This window comes from Saccharothrix saharensis, from assembly GCF_006716745.1.
Classification (GTDB): domain Bacteria; phylum Actinomycetota; class Actinomycetes; order Mycobacteriales; family Pseudonocardiaceae; genus Actinosynnema; species Actinosynnema saharense.
The window spans coordinates 4099004-4114280 of record NZ_VFPP01000001.1 but is presented as its reverse complement, the minus strand read 5'-3'; the positions used below and the strand labels follow the sequence as shown (position 1 = coordinate 4114280).

At 72.9% G+C, this 15277-nt stretch carries 12 protein-coding genes; 6 read left to right on the top strand and 6 right to left on the bottom strand.

Annotation, left to right across the window (positions count from 1 at the left end):
• Positions 1 to 41: 41 nt before the first annotated feature.
• The 5 genes from FHX81_RS17760 to FHX81_RS17740 all read left to right on the top strand — a co-directional run bounded on the left by FHX81_RS17760 (position 42) and on the right by FHX81_RS17740 (position 5547).
• Positions 42 to 1052 carry a methionine ABC transporter ATP-binding protein gene (locus FHX81_RS17760; RefSeq protein WP_141979230.1) on the top strand — a complete coding sequence of 337 codons (1011 nt, stop codon included), beginning with the start codon at positions 42 to 44 and terminating at the stop codon, positions 1050 to 1052.
• Positions 1049 to 1732, top strand: coding sequence for a methionine ABC transporter permease (locus FHX81_RS17755; RefSeq protein WP_141979229.1), 684 nt, complete (start codon positions 1049 to 1051; stop codon positions 1730 to 1732). The genes FHX81_RS17760 and FHX81_RS17755 overlap by 4 nt, the downstream gene beginning before the upstream one ends.
• 30 nt (positions 1733 to 1762) lie before the next feature.
• Positions 1763 to 2569, top strand: a complete 807-nt coding sequence (locus FHX81_RS17750; protein ID WP_141979228.1) for a MetQ/NlpA family ABC transporter substrate-binding protein — start codon at positions 1763 to 1765, stop codon at positions 2567 to 2569.
• A gap of 175 nt (positions 2570 to 2744) precedes the next feature.
• Positions 2745 to 3710: a 4-(cytidine 5'-diphospho)-2-C-methyl-D-erythritol kinase gene (locus tag FHX81_RS17745; RefSeq protein WP_141979227.1), complete on the top strand. Its 966-nt coding sequence runs from the start codon at positions 2745 to 2747 to the stop codon at positions 3708 to 3710.
• A gap of 67 nt (positions 3711 to 3777) precedes the next feature.
• The gene (locus FHX81_RS17740; protein ID WP_141979226.1) at positions 3778 to 5547 is read left to right on the top strand and encodes an ABC-F family ATP-binding cassette domain-containing protein; all 1770 of its coding nucleotides are present in this window, start codon (positions 3778 to 3780) and stop codon (positions 5545 to 5547) included.
• A gap of 212 nt (positions 5548 to 5759) precedes the next feature.
• Here the strand turns inward: FHX81_RS17740 and FHX81_RS42620 are convergent, their stop codons facing one another.
• Positions 5760 to 7046 carry a DivIVA domain-containing protein gene (locus FHX81_RS42620; protein WP_141979225.1) on the bottom strand — a complete coding sequence of 429 codons (1287 nt, stop codon included), beginning with the start codon at positions 7044 to 7046 and terminating at the stop codon, positions 5760 to 5762.
• A gap of 106 nt (positions 7047 to 7152) precedes the next feature.
• On the opposite strand from FHX81_RS42620, the gene FHX81_RS17730 reads away from it, so the two are divergent.
• Positions 7153 to 8802 (top strand): fatty acyl-AMP ligase, encoded by a 1650-nt coding sequence (locus FHX81_RS17730; RefSeq protein WP_141979224.1) that lies wholly within the window; start codon positions 7153 to 7155, stop codon positions 8800 to 8802.
• Between the two features lie 51 nt (positions 8803 to 8853).
• Here FHX81_RS17730 and pth read toward each other — a convergent pair whose 3' ends face one another.
• From pth to FHX81_RS17705, 5 genes are all read right to left on the bottom strand, one after another.
• Complete coding sequence (gene pth / locus FHX81_RS17725) at positions 8854 to 9423, bottom strand: aminoacyl-tRNA hydrolase (protein WP_141979223.1); 570 nt, start codon at positions 9421 to 9423, stop codon at positions 8854 to 8856.
• Complete coding sequence (locus tag FHX81_RS17720) at positions 9413 to 9925, bottom strand: DivIVA domain-containing protein (protein ID WP_141979222.1); 513 nt, start codon at positions 9923 to 9925, stop codon at positions 9413 to 9415. Before FHX81_RS17720 ends, pth begins: the two co-directional genes overlap by 11 nt.
• Before the next feature lie 58 nt (positions 9926 to 9983).
• The gene (locus tag FHX81_RS17715) at positions 9984 to 10589 is read right to left on the bottom strand and encodes a 50S ribosomal protein L25/general stress protein Ctc (RefSeq protein ID WP_141979221.1); all 606 of its coding nucleotides are present in this window, start codon (positions 10587 to 10589) and stop codon (positions 9984 to 9986) included.
• A gap of 235 nt (positions 10590 to 10824) precedes the next feature.
• The gene (locus FHX81_RS17710; protein WP_141979220.1) at positions 10825 to 14274 is read right to left on the bottom strand and encodes a hypothetical protein; all 3450 of its coding nucleotides are present in this window, start codon (positions 14272 to 14274) and stop codon (positions 10825 to 10827) included.
• A gap of 31 nt (positions 14275 to 14305) precedes the next feature.
• On the bottom strand, positions 14306 to 15277 hold the full coding sequence (locus FHX81_RS17705; RefSeq protein ID WP_141983990.1) for a ribose-phosphate diphosphokinase: 972 nt from the start codon (positions 15275 to 15277) through the stop codon (positions 14306 to 14308).

Sequence of the window (15277 nt, the reverse complement as noted above, 5' to 3'; positions counted from 1 at the left end):
GCCATGAGCGTGCGCTGCCGCATGCCGTCGTGGAGCGAAACGTGATCACTGTCGAGAACCTCACCAAGACCTTCCCCGGGAGTACCGGGCAGGTTCGCGCGCTGGACGGCGTGAACCTGGACGTCGCCGCGGGCACCGTGCTCGGCGTCGTCGGCCCCAGCGGGGCGGGCAAGTCCACCCTGGCCCGGTGCGTCGCGCTCCTGGAGCGCCCCGACAGCGGTGCGATCCGCGTCGACGGCACCGACCTCGTCTCCCTCGACGGCACCGCGCTGCGTGCCGCCCGCCGGCAGATCGGCGTTGTGCCGCAGGGGGATTCTCTGCTGCGCCAGCGCACCGCCGCGGGCAACGTCGCGCTGCCGCTGGAGGCCGCGGGCGTGGCCGGGCCGCAGCGGCGCACCCGCGTCGCCGAACTGCTCGACCTGGTCGGCCTGACCGACAAGGCCGGCTCCTACCCCGACCAGCTCTCCGGTGGTCAGCGCCAGCGGATCGCGGTCGCGCGGGCGCTCGCCGCGTCGCCGTCCGTGCTGCTGGCCGACGAGCCGACCTCCGCGCTCGACCCGGACACGACCGGCTCGGTGCTCACCGTGCTGGACCGGGCGCGCGCCGAGCTGGGCGTGACGGTGCTCGTGGTCACGCACGACATGGGCGTGGTCCGCAAGATCTGCGACGACGTCGCGGTGCTGGAGGACGGCCGGGTGGTGGAGCACGGCAAGGTGCTCGACCTGGTGTCCGACGCCGCCAGCCGCACGGCCGCGTCGCTGCTGCCCGCCGTGGACCAGAACCCGGCGGCGGAGGCCTCGTTCGACCGGGTCGCGGACGTCGTGCTGATCGGCTTCGCGGCCGTCGGCGCGCTGCTGCCCGAGGCCACCAGCCGGTTCGGCGTCGAGCTGAACCTGCTCGGCGGCGGTCTGACCAGGCTCGGCGAGACCCCGGTGGCGCGGTTCCGCGTCGGCCTCAAGGGCGAGCGCGCCGACTCGGCGCTGGAGTGGATCTCGGAAGCGGGCGGCTCGGTGCGACGGACCCTGTCGGGTCCGCAGGGAGTAGCTGCGTGAGGTCCGCAACACCCTGGTCCACCGTGCTCGACGACGTGCTGGTAGCCACCGGCGAGACGTTGTACATGGTGGTCGTCTCCACCCTGATCGCTGTTCTGCTCGGAGCACCCGTCGGCATCTGGCTTCAGCTCACCGCACCCGGTGGGCTGAAGCCCCGGCCGGTGTTGCACAAGGTGCTCGGGTTCGTCGTGGACCTGGGCCGCTCGATGCCGTTCCTGGTCCTGCTGGTGGTGCTCACCTCGCTGACCAGGCTGCTGCTCGGCAGCACCATCGGACCCACGGCGGCCATCGTGCCGCTGGCCGTCGGCGCCATCCCGTTCGTCGGCAGGCTGGTCCAGAACGTGCTGGCCGAGGTGCACGTGTCGGTGGTCGAGGCCGCCGTCACCACCGGGTCGTCCACGCTGCGGATCGTGCGCAGCGTGCTGCTGCGCGAGTCGATGCCCGCGCTGGTGAACGCCGTCGGCGTGACCGCGGTCGCGCTGCTCGGCTACTCGGCCATGGCCGGGGTGGTCGGCGGCGGCGGCCTCGGCGACCTCGCCGTGCGCATGGGCTACCAGCGGTTCAACGACCGCTACCTGTGGAGCACGGTCGTCGTGCTGGCGATCATCGCCACCGCGATCCAGTTCGTCACCAACCGCGTGGCCCGCGGCGTCGACCGGCGCCGCACCGCGTCCGTCTGATCGTTTTCGTTTCCCACCGTAAGGAATGAAATGCGTATTCGTGCTGCCCTGCTGGCCGTGCTGCTGACCGCAGTGGGCTGCGGTAGTGGCGACACCGGCGCCGCGTCCGACCCGAATGCGCCGTTGAAGGTCGGGGTGAGCCCCGTGCCGCACGCCCAGGTGCTGCGGTACGTGGCGGACAACCTGGCCGCGTCGAAGGGCCTGAAGGTCGAGGTCGTGGAGTTCACCGACTACGTGCAGCCGAACGAGGCGCTCGTGGACGGGTCGCTGGACGCGAACTACTTCCAGACCGTGCCGTACCTGGACACGTTCAAGGCGGAGCGCGGCGCGACGCTGGAGTGGATCGGGCCGGTGCACCTCGAGCCGCTGGGCGTGTACTCGAAGAAGCACCGGTCGCTGGCCGACCTGCCGTCGGGCGCCCGGGTGGCCGTGGCGAACGACGCGACGAACGAGGCGCGCGGGCTGAAGCTGCTCCAGGACAACGGGCTGATCAAGCTGACGCCGGGCACGGAGAAGACGGCGACCGTGCGCGACATCGCGGAGAACCCGAAGGGGTTGGAGTTCGTGGAGCTGGAGGCCGCCCAGCTGCCGCGGTCGTTGGACGACACGGACGCCTCGGTGGTGAACGGCAACTACGCCATCGACGCGGGGCTCAACCCGGCTTCCGACGCGTTGGCGCTGGAGAAGGCCGAGGGGAACCCGAACGCGAACGGGCTGGTCACGCGGGCCGAGCTGAAGGACGACCAGCGGATCAAGGACCTGCTGACCCTGCTCCAGTCGTCCGAGGTCAAGGCCTACATCGAGCAGACCTTCTCGGGCTCCGTCCTCCCCGTCTGACCCGCGTGTCGAACTCTCGGGTCCCGCGTGTCGAACACCCGGGTCCCGAGAGTCCTACGTCCAGGACCCCTGAGTTCTGCATTCAGGTGCGCCGGCGTGGGTGGGGGGTGTGTTCCGTCGCAGGTCAGCGGGTGGTGGGAGCGGGAGACGGGGAAACGCCCGTACGCTGCATGGCGTGCTCGCTGTCGTCCCGCCCCCGGTCACCGTCCGCGTCCCGGCCAAGGTCAACCTGCACCTGGCCGTCGGCGATCTTCGCGCGGACGGGTACCACGACCTGGTGACGATCTTCCAGGCCTTGTCGCTGACCGACGAGGTGACGGTCGCCATCGCCGAAGACCCCGGCGTCGAGGTGCACGGCGAGGGTGCCGACTCGGTGCCCACCGGTGCGTCCAACCTCGCCTGGCGGGCGGTGCGGGTGCTGGCGGAGCACGTCGGTCGCGATCCGGAGGACCCGAAGGTCCGCGTGGTCATCCGCAAGTCCATCCCGGTGGCGGGTGGCATGGCGGGTGGCAGCGCGGACGCGGCGGCGACGTTGGTCGGGCTCGCGTCGCTGTGGCGGTTGGAGATCAGCCGGGACGAGTTGGCCGGCCTCGCGGGCCGGATCGGGGCGGACGTGCCGTTCGCCGTCTACGGCGGCACGGCGCTCGGCACCGACCGCGGCGACCGGATCGTGCCCGTGCTGGCCCGCCACACGTTCCACTGGGTGCTCGCGTTCGACCGCCGCGGCCTGTCCACGCCCGAGGTGTTCGACGAGCTGGACCGGTTGCGCGCCGACGGTGACCCGCCCCGCGTCGGCGAGGCGGAAGCGGTGCTCGAAGGGCTGGCCTCGGGCGACCCCCGGCAGCTCGCGCTGCTCCTGGGCAACGACCTGCAGGCGGCGGCCGTGTCGCTGCGGCCCAACCTGCGGCGGACGCTGCGCGCGGGCGTGAACGCGGGCGCGTTGGCCGGCATGGTGTCCGGGTCGGGTCCGACCTGCGCGTTCCTCTGCACGGACGCCGACTCGGCGGTGCGGGTGGCGGCCGAGCTGGCGGGCGCGGGTGTCTGCCGGACGGTGCGGGTGGCGCAGGGGCCGGTGCACGGCGCGCGGGTCGTGGGCACCGACGAGGCGCCCCGGCCGATCCCGCCCGAAGTGCACGCCTGACGCGTCCGGCGCGGTGGCTAGGCTGGCGCACTGCGTTGTCACCCGATCTCGATGAAGGTGCTGGTACATGGCCAACTTGGTCAACTTGGAGAACGTCTCCAAGTCGTTCGGCGTGCGTCCGCTGCTCGACGGGGTGTCCCTCGGCGTCGGCGAGGGCGACCGCATCGGGGTCGTCGGCCTCAACGGCGGCGGCAAGACGACGTTGCTGGAAGTGCTGGCCGGGATCGCCGAGCCGGACGACGGGCGCGTCAGCCAGAACCGCGGCCTGCGCATGGCCGTGGTCACGCAGCGCACCGAGCTGCCGGAGGGGTCGACGGTCCGCAACGCGGTGATCGACCCGCTGGGCTTCGAGTCCGAGCACGAGTGGGCCGCCGACGCGCGGGTCCGGTCGATCCTGGACGGGCTCGGCATCACCGGGTTCGGGCTGGACTCGCCGGTCGGCACGATGTCCGGTGGCGAGCGGCGGCGGGTGGCGCTGGCCGCGGCGCTCGTGCAGGACCTGGACCTGGTGGTGCTGGACGAGCCGACCAACCACCTGGACGTCGAGGGTGTCCGGTGGCTGGCGGAGCACCTGCTGGCCCGCCGCACGGCACTCGTCGTGGTGACACACGACCGGTGGTTCCTGGACACGGTGTGCAGCCGCACGTGGGAGGTCGTCGGCGGCCGCGTGGAGCAGTACGAGGGCGGTTACGCGGACTGGATCTTCGCCCGCGCCGAACGCGCCCGGCTGGCCGACGCGATCGAGGAGAAGCGCCGCAACCTGGCCCGCAAGGAGCTGGCGTGGCTGCGCCGCGGCGCGCCCGCCCGCACGTCCAAGCCGCGCTACCGCATCGACGCCGCCGAGGCGCTGATCTCCGACGTGCCGCCGCCGCGCGACTCCGTGGAGCTGCTGGCGTTCGCCAAGCGCCGCCTCGGGCGCACGGTGCTGGAGCTGGAGGACGCGACGCTGACCGTGCCCGACCGGGTGCTGGTGCGCGACCTGACGTGGCGGATCGGGCCGGGTGACCGGATCGGGATCGTCGGCGTGAACGGGTCGGGGAAGACGACGCTGCTGAGGGCGTTGGCCGGTGAGCGCGAGCTGGAGACCGGCAAGCGCGTCCAGGGGCAGACCGTGAAGCTCGCGCACCTCAGCCAGGAGCTGCACGACCTGGACGGGTCGATGCGGGTGCTGGAGGCCGTGGAGGAGGTCGCGCGGCGGGTCGTGCTGGGCAAGCAGGAGATGTCGGCGTCGCAGCTGGCCGAGCGGTTCGGGTTCTCGTCGCAGAAGCAGTGGACGCCGGTCGGCGACCTGTCCGGCGGTGAGCGGCGGCGGTTGCAGCTGTGCCGGTTGCTGATGGCCGAGCCGAACGTGCTGCTGCTGGACGAGCCGACCAACGACCTCGACATCGACACGCTCCAGCAGCTGGAAGACCTGCTGGACTCGTGGCCGGGCACGTTGGTGGTCATCTCGCACGACCGCTACCTGGTGGAACGGGTGTGCGACAAGGTCGTGGCGCTGTTCGGCGACGGTGGGTTGACCGACCTGCCCGGCGGGATCGACGAGTACCTGCGGCGGCGGGACAAGCAGAGGGAAGCGGCGGCCGTGCCGAGCGCGAAGCCCACGTCCGCGCCGTCGTCGGCGGCCGACCAGCGTGCGGCGCGCAAGGAGCTGGCCCGCCTGGAACGCCGGCTGGAGGCGTTGCAGAAGAAGGAGGTCCGGCTGCACGCCGCGCTGGCCGAGGCCGCCACCGATCCGGAGCGCCTGCTGGCGTTGGACGCCGAGCTGAAGGCCGTGCTGGCCGAGGCGGAGGACGTCGAGGCCCAGTGGCTGGCCGCCGCCGAAACCGCCGAAGGCTGACCGGCCCGCCGGCGGGCCGGGACCGCCCGGGTGGACGGCCTGCCGCCGATCAGGTCCCGTGAGTCGAACGCTCAGGTCCCGTGAGTCGAACCTTCGGGACCCCTGAACTCAACGTTCAGGTACGTCCTGAGTGACGAATTCGGGGGTCCTGAGCGTTCGACACTCGAGACCTGGGCGTTCGACACTCGAGACCTGGGCGTTCGACACTCGGGTCAGCGGCCGCGGCGGCGGAGTTCGGCGGCGAGGAGGGGCATCAGTTCGTCCACGAACGCGCAGTCGTAGCCCTGGCCCGCCATCAGGGAGGTGGCGAACTTGGTCTTGGCCACCTCGGACGACGAAGCGCCGATCATGCCGTCCAGCGCGATGCCGACCTCCTCCAGCACCCGGTCCACCTGGGACGTCCGGTACCCGCGCTGCGCCGGCCCCGCCAGCGGGATCTTGATCAACCGCAACTGCTTCCACGACGTCACGGGCGGGAGCGCGCTCGGCGGCAGCGGTCCGTCGCCCAGCTGCTTCTCCACCCGTGCCAGGAACGCGTCCACCTCGGTCTCGTCGTACCCGCGCCGGCCGAACATGGGCCGGCTGAAGCGGACCTCGCGGACCTCGCGGGCGGTCAGGTCGTCCTGCCCGAGCAGCGTGTTCTCGATCCGGTCCAGGAACTTGTCGACCTGCGACTCCTGGTAGCCGCGCCGGCCGCGCGGCGGCTTGCCGAAGGCGGCGGTGCGCACGTCACGGGCGGTCAGCGGGCGCGTGCCGGGGCCTGGGCGCGGACGCGGGGGAACAGGGGGAACGGGCGCGGTGGCCGGAACAACGGCGGCGGGAACAGCCGCGGGGGGAACAGCCGCGGGGGGAACAGCGGTGGGAGCGGAAGGGCGGACGGGCGGCGGGGGCATCCGCTCCAACGTCACGACGACGAGGTCCAGGAACGTGTCGACGTCGTCCTCGTCGTACCCCACCTGACCCGGTGGGGCGTAGCGGAACTCGAAGTCCTGCACCTCGCGGGCGGTCAGGTCGTCCCGACCCGCCAGGGTGTTCTCGATCCGGTCGAGGAACGCGTCGATCTCGCCCTCGTGGTAACCGCGGTTGCCCGGTCTGGGCTTGTGGAACCGCACCCCGCGCACGTCCTGCGGCGTGAGCCGGGGCGCCGGTCTCATCCCGGTCGACGTGGCGTGCGCGCCCTGCGCCGGAGCGGTGGCCTGGCGCCGCTGGGGCGTGGAGCCGAGCGTCTCGGCCGCCAGGTCCATGAACGCGTCGACCTCGGCCGCGTAGTAACCCGGCCGCGCGGGTCTGAACCGCACCTGCCGCACGTCCTGCTCGGTCACGTCGTCCCGGCCCAGCAGGGTCGCCTCGATGCGGTCCAGGAAGGCGTCCACCTGACCCTCGTCGTACCCCGGCTGGCCGGGCGGCGGGCGGTGGAAAGCGACCTGCCGCAGATCCTGCGCGCCCAACAGCGGCGCCGGATGGGCCGGCAGGTGCTGACGAGCGTCGAACCCGGCCACCCGTTACCTCCTTCGTGTGGTGTACCGGGGAGTATCGCCTCATGGTGCGCCCGATGTTTCGCCCTATCGGCTCAATGCGACCGAAGATCGCTCTACCCTGACGGGCATGAGCCGGTTCGTGGACACGATGGTGGCAACCGCTGCGGGTGCCGGGGGACGGGCGCGGGGCATGACCACGGGGGAGCCGAACGCTCCGACCCGCCGGTCGTGGGCGGAGGTGCACCAGCAGGCCACCCGCATGGCCGGCGCACTCGTCGCGGGCGGGGTGGCGCGCGGCGAGTCGGTGGCGGTCCTCGCGGGCGACCCGGCCGAGATCGCGCCCGCCGTGCAGGCGGTGTGGCTGGCGGGCGGCAGCACGACCATGCTGCACCAGCCGACGGCCCGCACCGACCTCGGCGAGTGGGCCGCCGACACGTTGCGCGTGCTGGGCATGATCGGCGCGAAGCTGGTGCTGCTGGGCGCGCCGTTCGACGCGCTCTCGGGCGTGCTCGACGAGAACGGCGTGGCCTACCGCAGGCTGGCCGAGCTGGACGGCGAGCCGCTGGCCGTGCCCGTCGACGTCGACGAGGACATGCCCGCGCTGCTCCAGCTGACCAGCGGCTCGACCGCCGACCCGAAGGCCGTCCGCATCACGCACGGCAACCTGTGGTCCAACGCCAAGGCCATGGAGACCGCCGCCGAGCTCGACCCGGAGACCGACCGGATGGTCTCCTGGCTGCCGCTGTTCCACGACATGGGGATGGTCGGCTTCCTGACCGTGCCGATGCTGTTCGGCATCGACCTGGTCAAGGTCACCCCGGTCGACTTCCTCGGCCGGCCCACCCTGTGGCCGGACCTGATCAGCCGCTACCAGGGCACCATCACGGCCGCCCCGAACTTCGCCTACGCCATCGCCGCGCGCCGCATGAAGGGCGTGGACGACGGCGCGTTCGACCTGTCGAAGCTGCGGATCGCGCTCAACGGCGCCGAGCCCATCGACCCGGCCGCGGTGAAGCTGTTCACCGACGCGGGCGCGCGGTTCGGGCTGCGGCCAGAGTGCGTGCTGTGCGCGTACGGCATGGCGGAGACCACGCTGGGCGTGGCGTTCGCGCCGGTGTTCACCGGCATCTCGGTCGACGTGGTGGACCCGGAGGAGCTGGAGGCGGGCCACCGCGCCGTGCCCGTGCCGCCGGACAGCCCGAACGCGCGGGCGTTCCCGCTGCTGGGGCCGCCGCTGCCGGGCCTGGAGGTGCAGGTGGTGGACGGCGAGGGCAAGGTGCTCGGCGAGCGGGAGGTCGGGCAGCTGAGGGTGCGCGGTGAAGCTGTGACGCCCGGCTACCTCACCGTGAACGGCCCGCTGGACACCCAGGACGCCGAGGGCTGGCTGGACACCGGCGACGAGGGCTACGTGGTGGACGGCCAGGTCGTCGTGTGCGGGCGGCGCAAGGACGTGATCATCATGGGTGGACGCAACATCTACCCCACGGACATCGAGCGCGCCGCGACGGCCGTGGAGGGCGTGCGCGCGGGCAACGCGGTGGCCGTGCGGCTGGACGCGGGCACGCGGCGGGAGCGGTTCGCCGTGGTGGTCGAGTCGAAGCTGGCCGGTGAGGACGACGCGGTGCGCGCGTTGAGCAAGGAGATCAGCGCCCGGGTCGTGGACGCGGTCGGCCTGCGGCCGTTCTCCGTGGTTGTGCTCAAGCCCGGCAGCCTGCCCAAGACGCCGTCCGGCAAGCTCCGCCGCTCCGCCGCCGCGTCCTTGGTGCCCGCCGTGTGATGTGGCCGGCAGAACCTCCTGGGGCGCGTTCAGCCCCAGGAGGTGGCGGGCTCAGTGGAACTTGTTCTGGGCGGCTTCCAGCCCCAGCTCCAGCAACGCCTCCACGGCGTCCGCCGTCCGGTCCAGTTCCAGCGCCAGTTGCTTGCGCTCGACCAGCGAGAAGTCGCGCAGCACGTAGTCGGCCGGGTCCATCCGGCCCGGCGGCCGGTCCACGCCGAACCGCACCCGGTGGTAGTCCTTGGTGCCCAACGACTTCGTGATCGACCGCAGGCCGTTGTGGCCGTTCTCGCCGCCGCCGAGCTTGAGCCGCACCGTGCCGAACGGCAGGTCCAGCTCGTCGTGCACCACGATGATCGACGACGGCGGCGTCTTGTAGAACTTCGCCGTGCCCGCCACCGGGCCGCCCGAGGTGTTCATGTAGCCGCGAGGCTTCGCCAGCACGACCCGGCGACCGGCCAACCGGCCCTCCACCACCTCGGCGCCGCCCTTGTGCGCCTTGAACTTCCCGCCCACGCGCGCGGCCAGCTCGTCCAGCACGAGGAAGCCGACGTTGTGCCGGTTGCCCTCGTACTTGGGGCCGGAGTTGCCCAGCCCGACGACCAGGGCGACGTCATCGACCACGGAACCGCAACTCCTGCTCAAGCTCGTCCAACAGGGCGTCCACCGCGCGGACCTGGTAGCCCCGCCGCAGGCCGGACGTGGTGGTGAACCGGGTGTGGCGCACCTCGCCGGAGGTCATCCGCCCCCGGCCGTCCAGCGCCGCGGCGGCCCGGCCGAGGAACGCGTCGACTTCGCCGCGATCGTAGCCGTTGGGCGAGCGCGGCAGCTTCACCGCCAGCAACGCCGCACCGGTCTGCAAGGTGGTCGGCGGCACGTGCCCGGACCGCAGCTGGTGCTCGCACGCGGCCAGGAAGTCATCCACGGCCCGCTGGTCGTAGCCGCCGGCGATCTCGGTGAACGCGATCGCGCGCACCTGGTCGGGGTGCAGCGGGGTGCGGCCGGCGAGCGCGTCGGCGATGCGCAGCACGAACGCGTCGACCTGCGCCGGGTCGTAGCCGCGGCCGCGCTTGCGGGGGAACCGGGTCGCGCGGACCTGCGCCGGGCTCAGGAACGGGAACGGCACGCCACCCCAGCCGTGCGGCGGGGGAGGCGTGCCGTTCGAGTTGCCCGACGTGATGGGCTCAGCCTTCTTCGGTGGCCTCGGCGTCGGTGGCCTCACCGGAGTCGCCGTCCATCTCGGCGGCGGTCGGCGCGGCGTTCACCGCGAGGACCAGGGCGTCCGCGTCGGTCACCAGCGAGGTGCCGGCGGGCAGCGTCAGGTCGGAGGCGTGCACCTGGGTGCCCGCGGCCAGCCCGGCGATGGAGTACTCGACCTGCTCGGGGATGTTGAGCGCGTCGGCCTCCACCTGGATGGTGGTGAGGTCCTGCGTGAGCAGGGTCGCCGCGGCGGCGTCGCCCGTGAGGACGATCGGCACCTCGACGGTGACCTTCTCGCCCCGCTGCACGAGCAGCAGGTCGACGTGCTCGATGTAGTTCTTGATGGGGTGGGTGGTGACGGTCTTGGTCAGCGCCAGCTCGGTGGAGGACTCGATGTCCAGCGTGAGAACTGCGTTCTGACCGTGCTCACGGACGACACGGGCGAACTCCAGCGCCGGCAGGGCCAGGTGCTTCGGGTCGGAACCGTGGCCATAGAGCACCGCGGGGATCTTGCCGGCGCGGCGGGTGCGGCGGGCGGCGCCCTTGCCGAACTCGGTGCGCTGCTCTGCGGCGAGACGGACCTCGGACACGGTGGGGCTCTCCTAACGGTCTGGCCTGGTAAACGTCGGCGGGTGCGTCGGGCGGGGCGAAGCGGGGGTTGGCCTGCGGCGGCGGGCGGCGCGGAGGGTGAACACGCGCGGCATCACAACCGCCGCGTCGATCACGCCGAGCGTGATGCTCGCCCTCGCCGAGGCAACCTGGCCAGTGTAGGCCCGACCGGCGGACTCGGCCTAATCGGGGGTTCTTCCGCCGTCCCCGCGTCCCTCAGACCGGCCGACGGGCGCGTTCGTCGATGACGGTGAGCTCCCGCACGAGCGCCTCCAACGACGCCGGGCTCATCCGGCTGAGCACGTCGACGCTGCGCTGCCACTTCCGGCCGAAGAGGCCGCGGGCGACCGCGCGCCGCGCCGAGTCGGGGGCGAGCTTCGGGATGAGGTAGCCGGCGGCGACCGGTGGCTCGGAGTCGCCGATCGAGTCGGCGACGGCGCTCGCGCGGTCGACGTCACCCGTGCGCAGGATCCCTTCGACCACCCCCCACAGCGAGGCGTGCCGGTAGTACGGGTCGGCGATGCTCCTGGCGACCTCCTCAGCCCGGTCCAGGTCCGCCAAGCCCACGAGGCAGCCGACGACGGTCCTGAGCGTCGCGGCCGACCCGAGGTGGCCGGTCGACCTCGCGGCGAGCTCGACCCGGTGCAGCAGGGTCCGCGCGCGGTCGGCGTGCCCGTGCGCGGTCATCGCGTCCACGGCGAAGCCGACCGCCGACAGCGGGCGCCGGTTCAGCGCGGCGCGGATCGCGACTTGCTCCGCTCGGTCGAGGTCTCCGGCGGTGACCGCCGCCGTCAGCACTTCCTCGACGGCCCTGGTGCCCGTGAACCAGTCGGTGGTCGAGAAGGCGAGCTCCTCGGCGGAGTCGAAATCCCCTCGGGCGATCAGGGCCACCAGTTCGGGTGGGGGTTCGGGCCCGTCCTCGTCCGCCGTGGGAGAAGGCAGGGCGCGCGGTTGGTCGTGCCCCTCGCCCGGCGTGGAGAAGCGCGCGACCGACCGCAGGACCGAGTCGCGAAGGTGATGGCTCCGCATGGTGTCGGCCAGAGCCTCGGCCGCGGTCAGGTCGTGCAGCGACGCGAGTGTGTGCGCGATGGCCGCCAGCGTTTGTTCGCGTCGGCCGATGTCCGTGATGGAGTGCGCCGCCGTCACGGCGTCGTGCACGAGGCGTCGGGCCCTGGCCTCGTCGCCGGCTCCCCTGGCGGCGCGGCTGACCAGGTTCAGCGCGTGGCCGCGGTGGCGCGGGCCCAGGACCGACCGGGCCAGCGCTTCGGCCTGGTCGAGGTCACCGGCCGCGATCACTGCGCCGACCACCCAGACCACCACTTGGTCCCGGCGGGCCGTGTGACCGTGGGCACGAGCCGACACCTCGGCCCGGTGCAGCGCCGCGACGGCCCGCTCCCGGTCGCCGCCGGAGATCAACGCCGGCACCAGGGCCTCGAGCGCGTCACCCCGACGTGCGGGGTCGTCGAGGGAATCGGTGAGGGACCCGGCCGTCACGAGGTCGCCCTGCGCGACCGCCGTGCGGACCAGGTCGAGCGTCGCCCGCGCGCGCTCGACGTCGTCGGCGATCGACTCGACGCGCCGGCGGGCCTGCGCGAGGTCGGTGCCCTGCCGCACGTCGTCGGGCGGGGACGGCTCCGGCTCTTCCGGCCGGTCGAGCCCGTCGACCACGGCCGTCAGATCGCGGACCGAGCGCCTTGCCTCCCCGTCGGGCGCCTGGTCGTGGCCCGGGCCGAGGGCCGTGATCCGGTCCAGCAGCTCCCGTGCCCGGGAGACGTCCCCGGACTCGCCGAACGCGGTCGCCACCCGGGCGATCGCGTCGACGTGGGAGTCGGTTCCGGCGGCCTGGTCGGCGACGACGAGTGCGAGTTCGAGGTCGCCGCCCGTGATCGCGGCCCGGACGATCGGGAGCACGGCCAGGGCCCGGACGGCGTCGTCGGTGATCGGGTCGAGCAGGGCGAGAGCACGGGGGATGTCACCCAGTCGGGCGGCGGCACGGACCAGCGCGCGCAACTCGCGGTCCCGCCTGGTGGTGACCTCGATGAGCCGAACGGCCCGGTCCTGCCGGTCGAGCAGGCTCCGCACCCCGTCGTGCCCTCGGCCGACCGGCGCCAGCGCCGTGAGCGCCCTGGTGCGCAGGAGCACGTCACCGATCGCGTCGGCCAGGTCGACCGCCTGCGTGACGTGTCCCTGGCGGACGAGGGCGCGGACGACCGACAGGTGGGCGAGATCCCGGGCGTGCGCGTCGTCGAAGGACCTGGCCACCGCCACCGCCCTGGAGATCCGCCCGAGCGAGGCCCACAACCCCGGCAGGGTGGGTGACAGCGAGGCGTTGCGACCGACGAGCCGGTCCCGGTGGACGGCGAGGCGGCTGATCGCGACCAGGTCGGGCACGTCGTCGGCCATGAGGAGCGACCGGGTCTCGAGGACCTCGTTGAGCGCGTCGGCGTCGCCACCGGACCGGTCGAGCATGCGGTCGTGCCGGTCGGGGTCGGTCGCGCAGGCGAGCATCCGCACCACGTCGCCGGTGAGGCCGAGCAGGGCGAAGTAGTCGCGGAGGAGGTAGTCGGGGGTGTCGGCGGGCCAGCGGCGGTCGCGGTAGCCGTCGGCCCACCGGTGCAGGCGCTCGCGGTAGGCGGCGAGGCGGGTGGGCCCCAGCACCTCGATCGCCTTCAGGTGCAGCTCCTCGTGACCGAGCACGTAGGCGTCCGAGGCAGCTCCGGGACGGCGGCTGAAGCTGCGGCCGGTCACGGTGTTCAGGTGGTCGTCCACGTCCCACTCCGACGACCTGGTCAACTCCGCCAGGTCGGCCGCCGTGAGGCCGCCGCCCGCCGCCGCGACCAGGCCGAGCAGTTCCTGGGTGGTCGGCGTGCCGTGCAGCAGGGCCTTCAGCTCGCGCTCCATGTCGGCGCGCACCGCCACCGCCGCGTCGGACGGCGCGAGCGGCCGGACGACGTCCGGTGCGCGCAGCGGGTGGTGGTCCGGGACGTCGGTCGGGATCGGCGGGTTCGGGCGGCCCGCCACGACCACCCTCAGGTCGGCCGGCGGGTCCACCGGCAGCAGGGCGGCGACGCTGTGCGCGTCCGGGCCGGTGGTGACGCCCCGGTCCTCGTCCAGCCCGTCCACCAGCAGCACGAGGTGCTCGCCGCGGTCGCGGCACGCCTCGGCGGCCTCGGTGAGCAGGCCCAGCAGGTGCGCTTCCCGCGTCGACTCGGTCAGCAGCGGGGGCAGGGGCTGGTCCAGCAGGGTGACCAGTTGCTCCAGCACGTTGTCGATGAAGGCGTGGCGGTCGTTCTGGGCGGCCAGGCGGGCGGTGATGAAGAACGACACCACGCGGACGCCCGGCGGGGGGTTCAGCGCGAACGTCGCCATCAGCGCCGACTTGCCCGACCACGCCGCCGCCCGCCACCAGCGGTACGGGGTGGGGGAGGACGTGCAGAACGCCGCCAGCTCCGCCAGCTCGGCCTCCCGGCCGACCAGCTCCGGCGGCGCGATCCGCCGGACCGTCTCCCGGTACCGGGTCCGCACCGGCGCGCCGGTCATCAGGTTCACGTCGCCCCGCACGACGCCGATCTGCGCCACCGGGCCGTGCACGGTGCCGGACACGGAGTTGGACGACGAACGGCCCGGCGCATCGGGTGCGCCGGGCCGTTCGCGTTCGAGCGCCATCCGGGGATCATCCCGCAGGGCGCGCGGGGTGTCAGGCGTTGCCGTCGAACAGGGAGGTCACCGAGCCGTCCTCGAAGACCTCCTGGATGACGCGGGCCAGCAGGGGGGCGATCGGGAGGACCGTCATCGCGTCGAAGCGCTTCTCGGCCGGGATCGGCAGGGTGTCGGTGAACACGACCTCGCGGGCGCCGCAGTCGCGCAGGCGCTCGATGGCGGGGCCGGACAGGACCGGGTGGGTGGCGGCGATGACGACGTCCGACGCGCCCTCGGCGAGCAGCTGCTCCACCGCCTTGGTGATCGTGCCGCCGGTGTCGATCATGTCGTCGATGACGACGCACAGCCGGCCCTCGACCTGGCCGACGACCCGGTTGGCGACGACCTCGTTCGGCCGCAGCGGGTCGCGGGTCTTGTGGATGAACGCGATCGGGCAGCCGCCGAGGGTGTCCGCCCACTTCTCGGCCAGCTTGGTGCGGCCCGCGTCGGGGGAGACGACGGTGATGTCGCGGCCCGCGTACTTCTCCTTGATGTGCTCGGCCAGCAGCGGCATGGCCCAGAGGTGGTCCACCGGGCCGTCGAAGAAGCCCTGGATCTGCGCGGTGTGCAGGTCGACGGCCACCAGCCGGTCCGCGCCCGCGGTCTTGAACAGGTCGGCGACCAGGCGGGCCGAGATCGGCTCGCGGCCGCGGTGCTTCTTGTCCTGCCGCGCGTACGGGTAGAACGGCATGATCACGGTGATGCGCTTCGCGGACGCCCGCTTCAGCGCGTCCACCATGATCAGCTGCTCCATCAGCCACTGGTTGATGGGCGCGCAGTGCGACTGGATGACGAACGCGTCGCAGCCGCGCACGCTCTCCTCGAACCGCACGAAGATCTCGCCGTTGGCGAAGTCGTACGCCGACTGGGGGGTCACCGACACGTTCAGGTGCTTGGCCACCTGCTCGGTCAGCTCGGGGTAGGCCCGCCCGCCGAAGAGCATCAGGTTCTTCTTGGGTGTCCCGGCCAT

Coding starts and splice junctions, on each gene's coding strand:
- FHX81_RS17740 (WP_141979226.1), top strand. CDS start 3,778: ATGGCCAACTTGGTCAACTTGGAGAACGTCTCCAAGTCGTTCGGCGTG.
- FHX81_RS17730 (WP_141979224.1), top strand. CDS start 7,153: ATGAGCCGGTTCGTGGACACGATGGTGGCAACCGCTGCGGGTGCCGGG.
- FHX81_RS17705 (WP_141983990.1), bottom strand. CDS start 15,277: ATGGCCGGGACACCCAAGAAGAACCTGATGCTCTTCGGCGGGCGGGCC.
- FHX81_RS17750 (WP_141979228.1), top strand. CDS start 1,763: ATGCGTATTCGTGCTGCCCTGCTGGCCGTGCTGCTGACCGCAGTGGGC.
- FHX81_RS17710 (WP_141979220.1), bottom strand. CDS start 14,274: ATGGCGCTCGAACGCGAACGGCCCGGCGCACCCGATGCGCCGGGCCGT.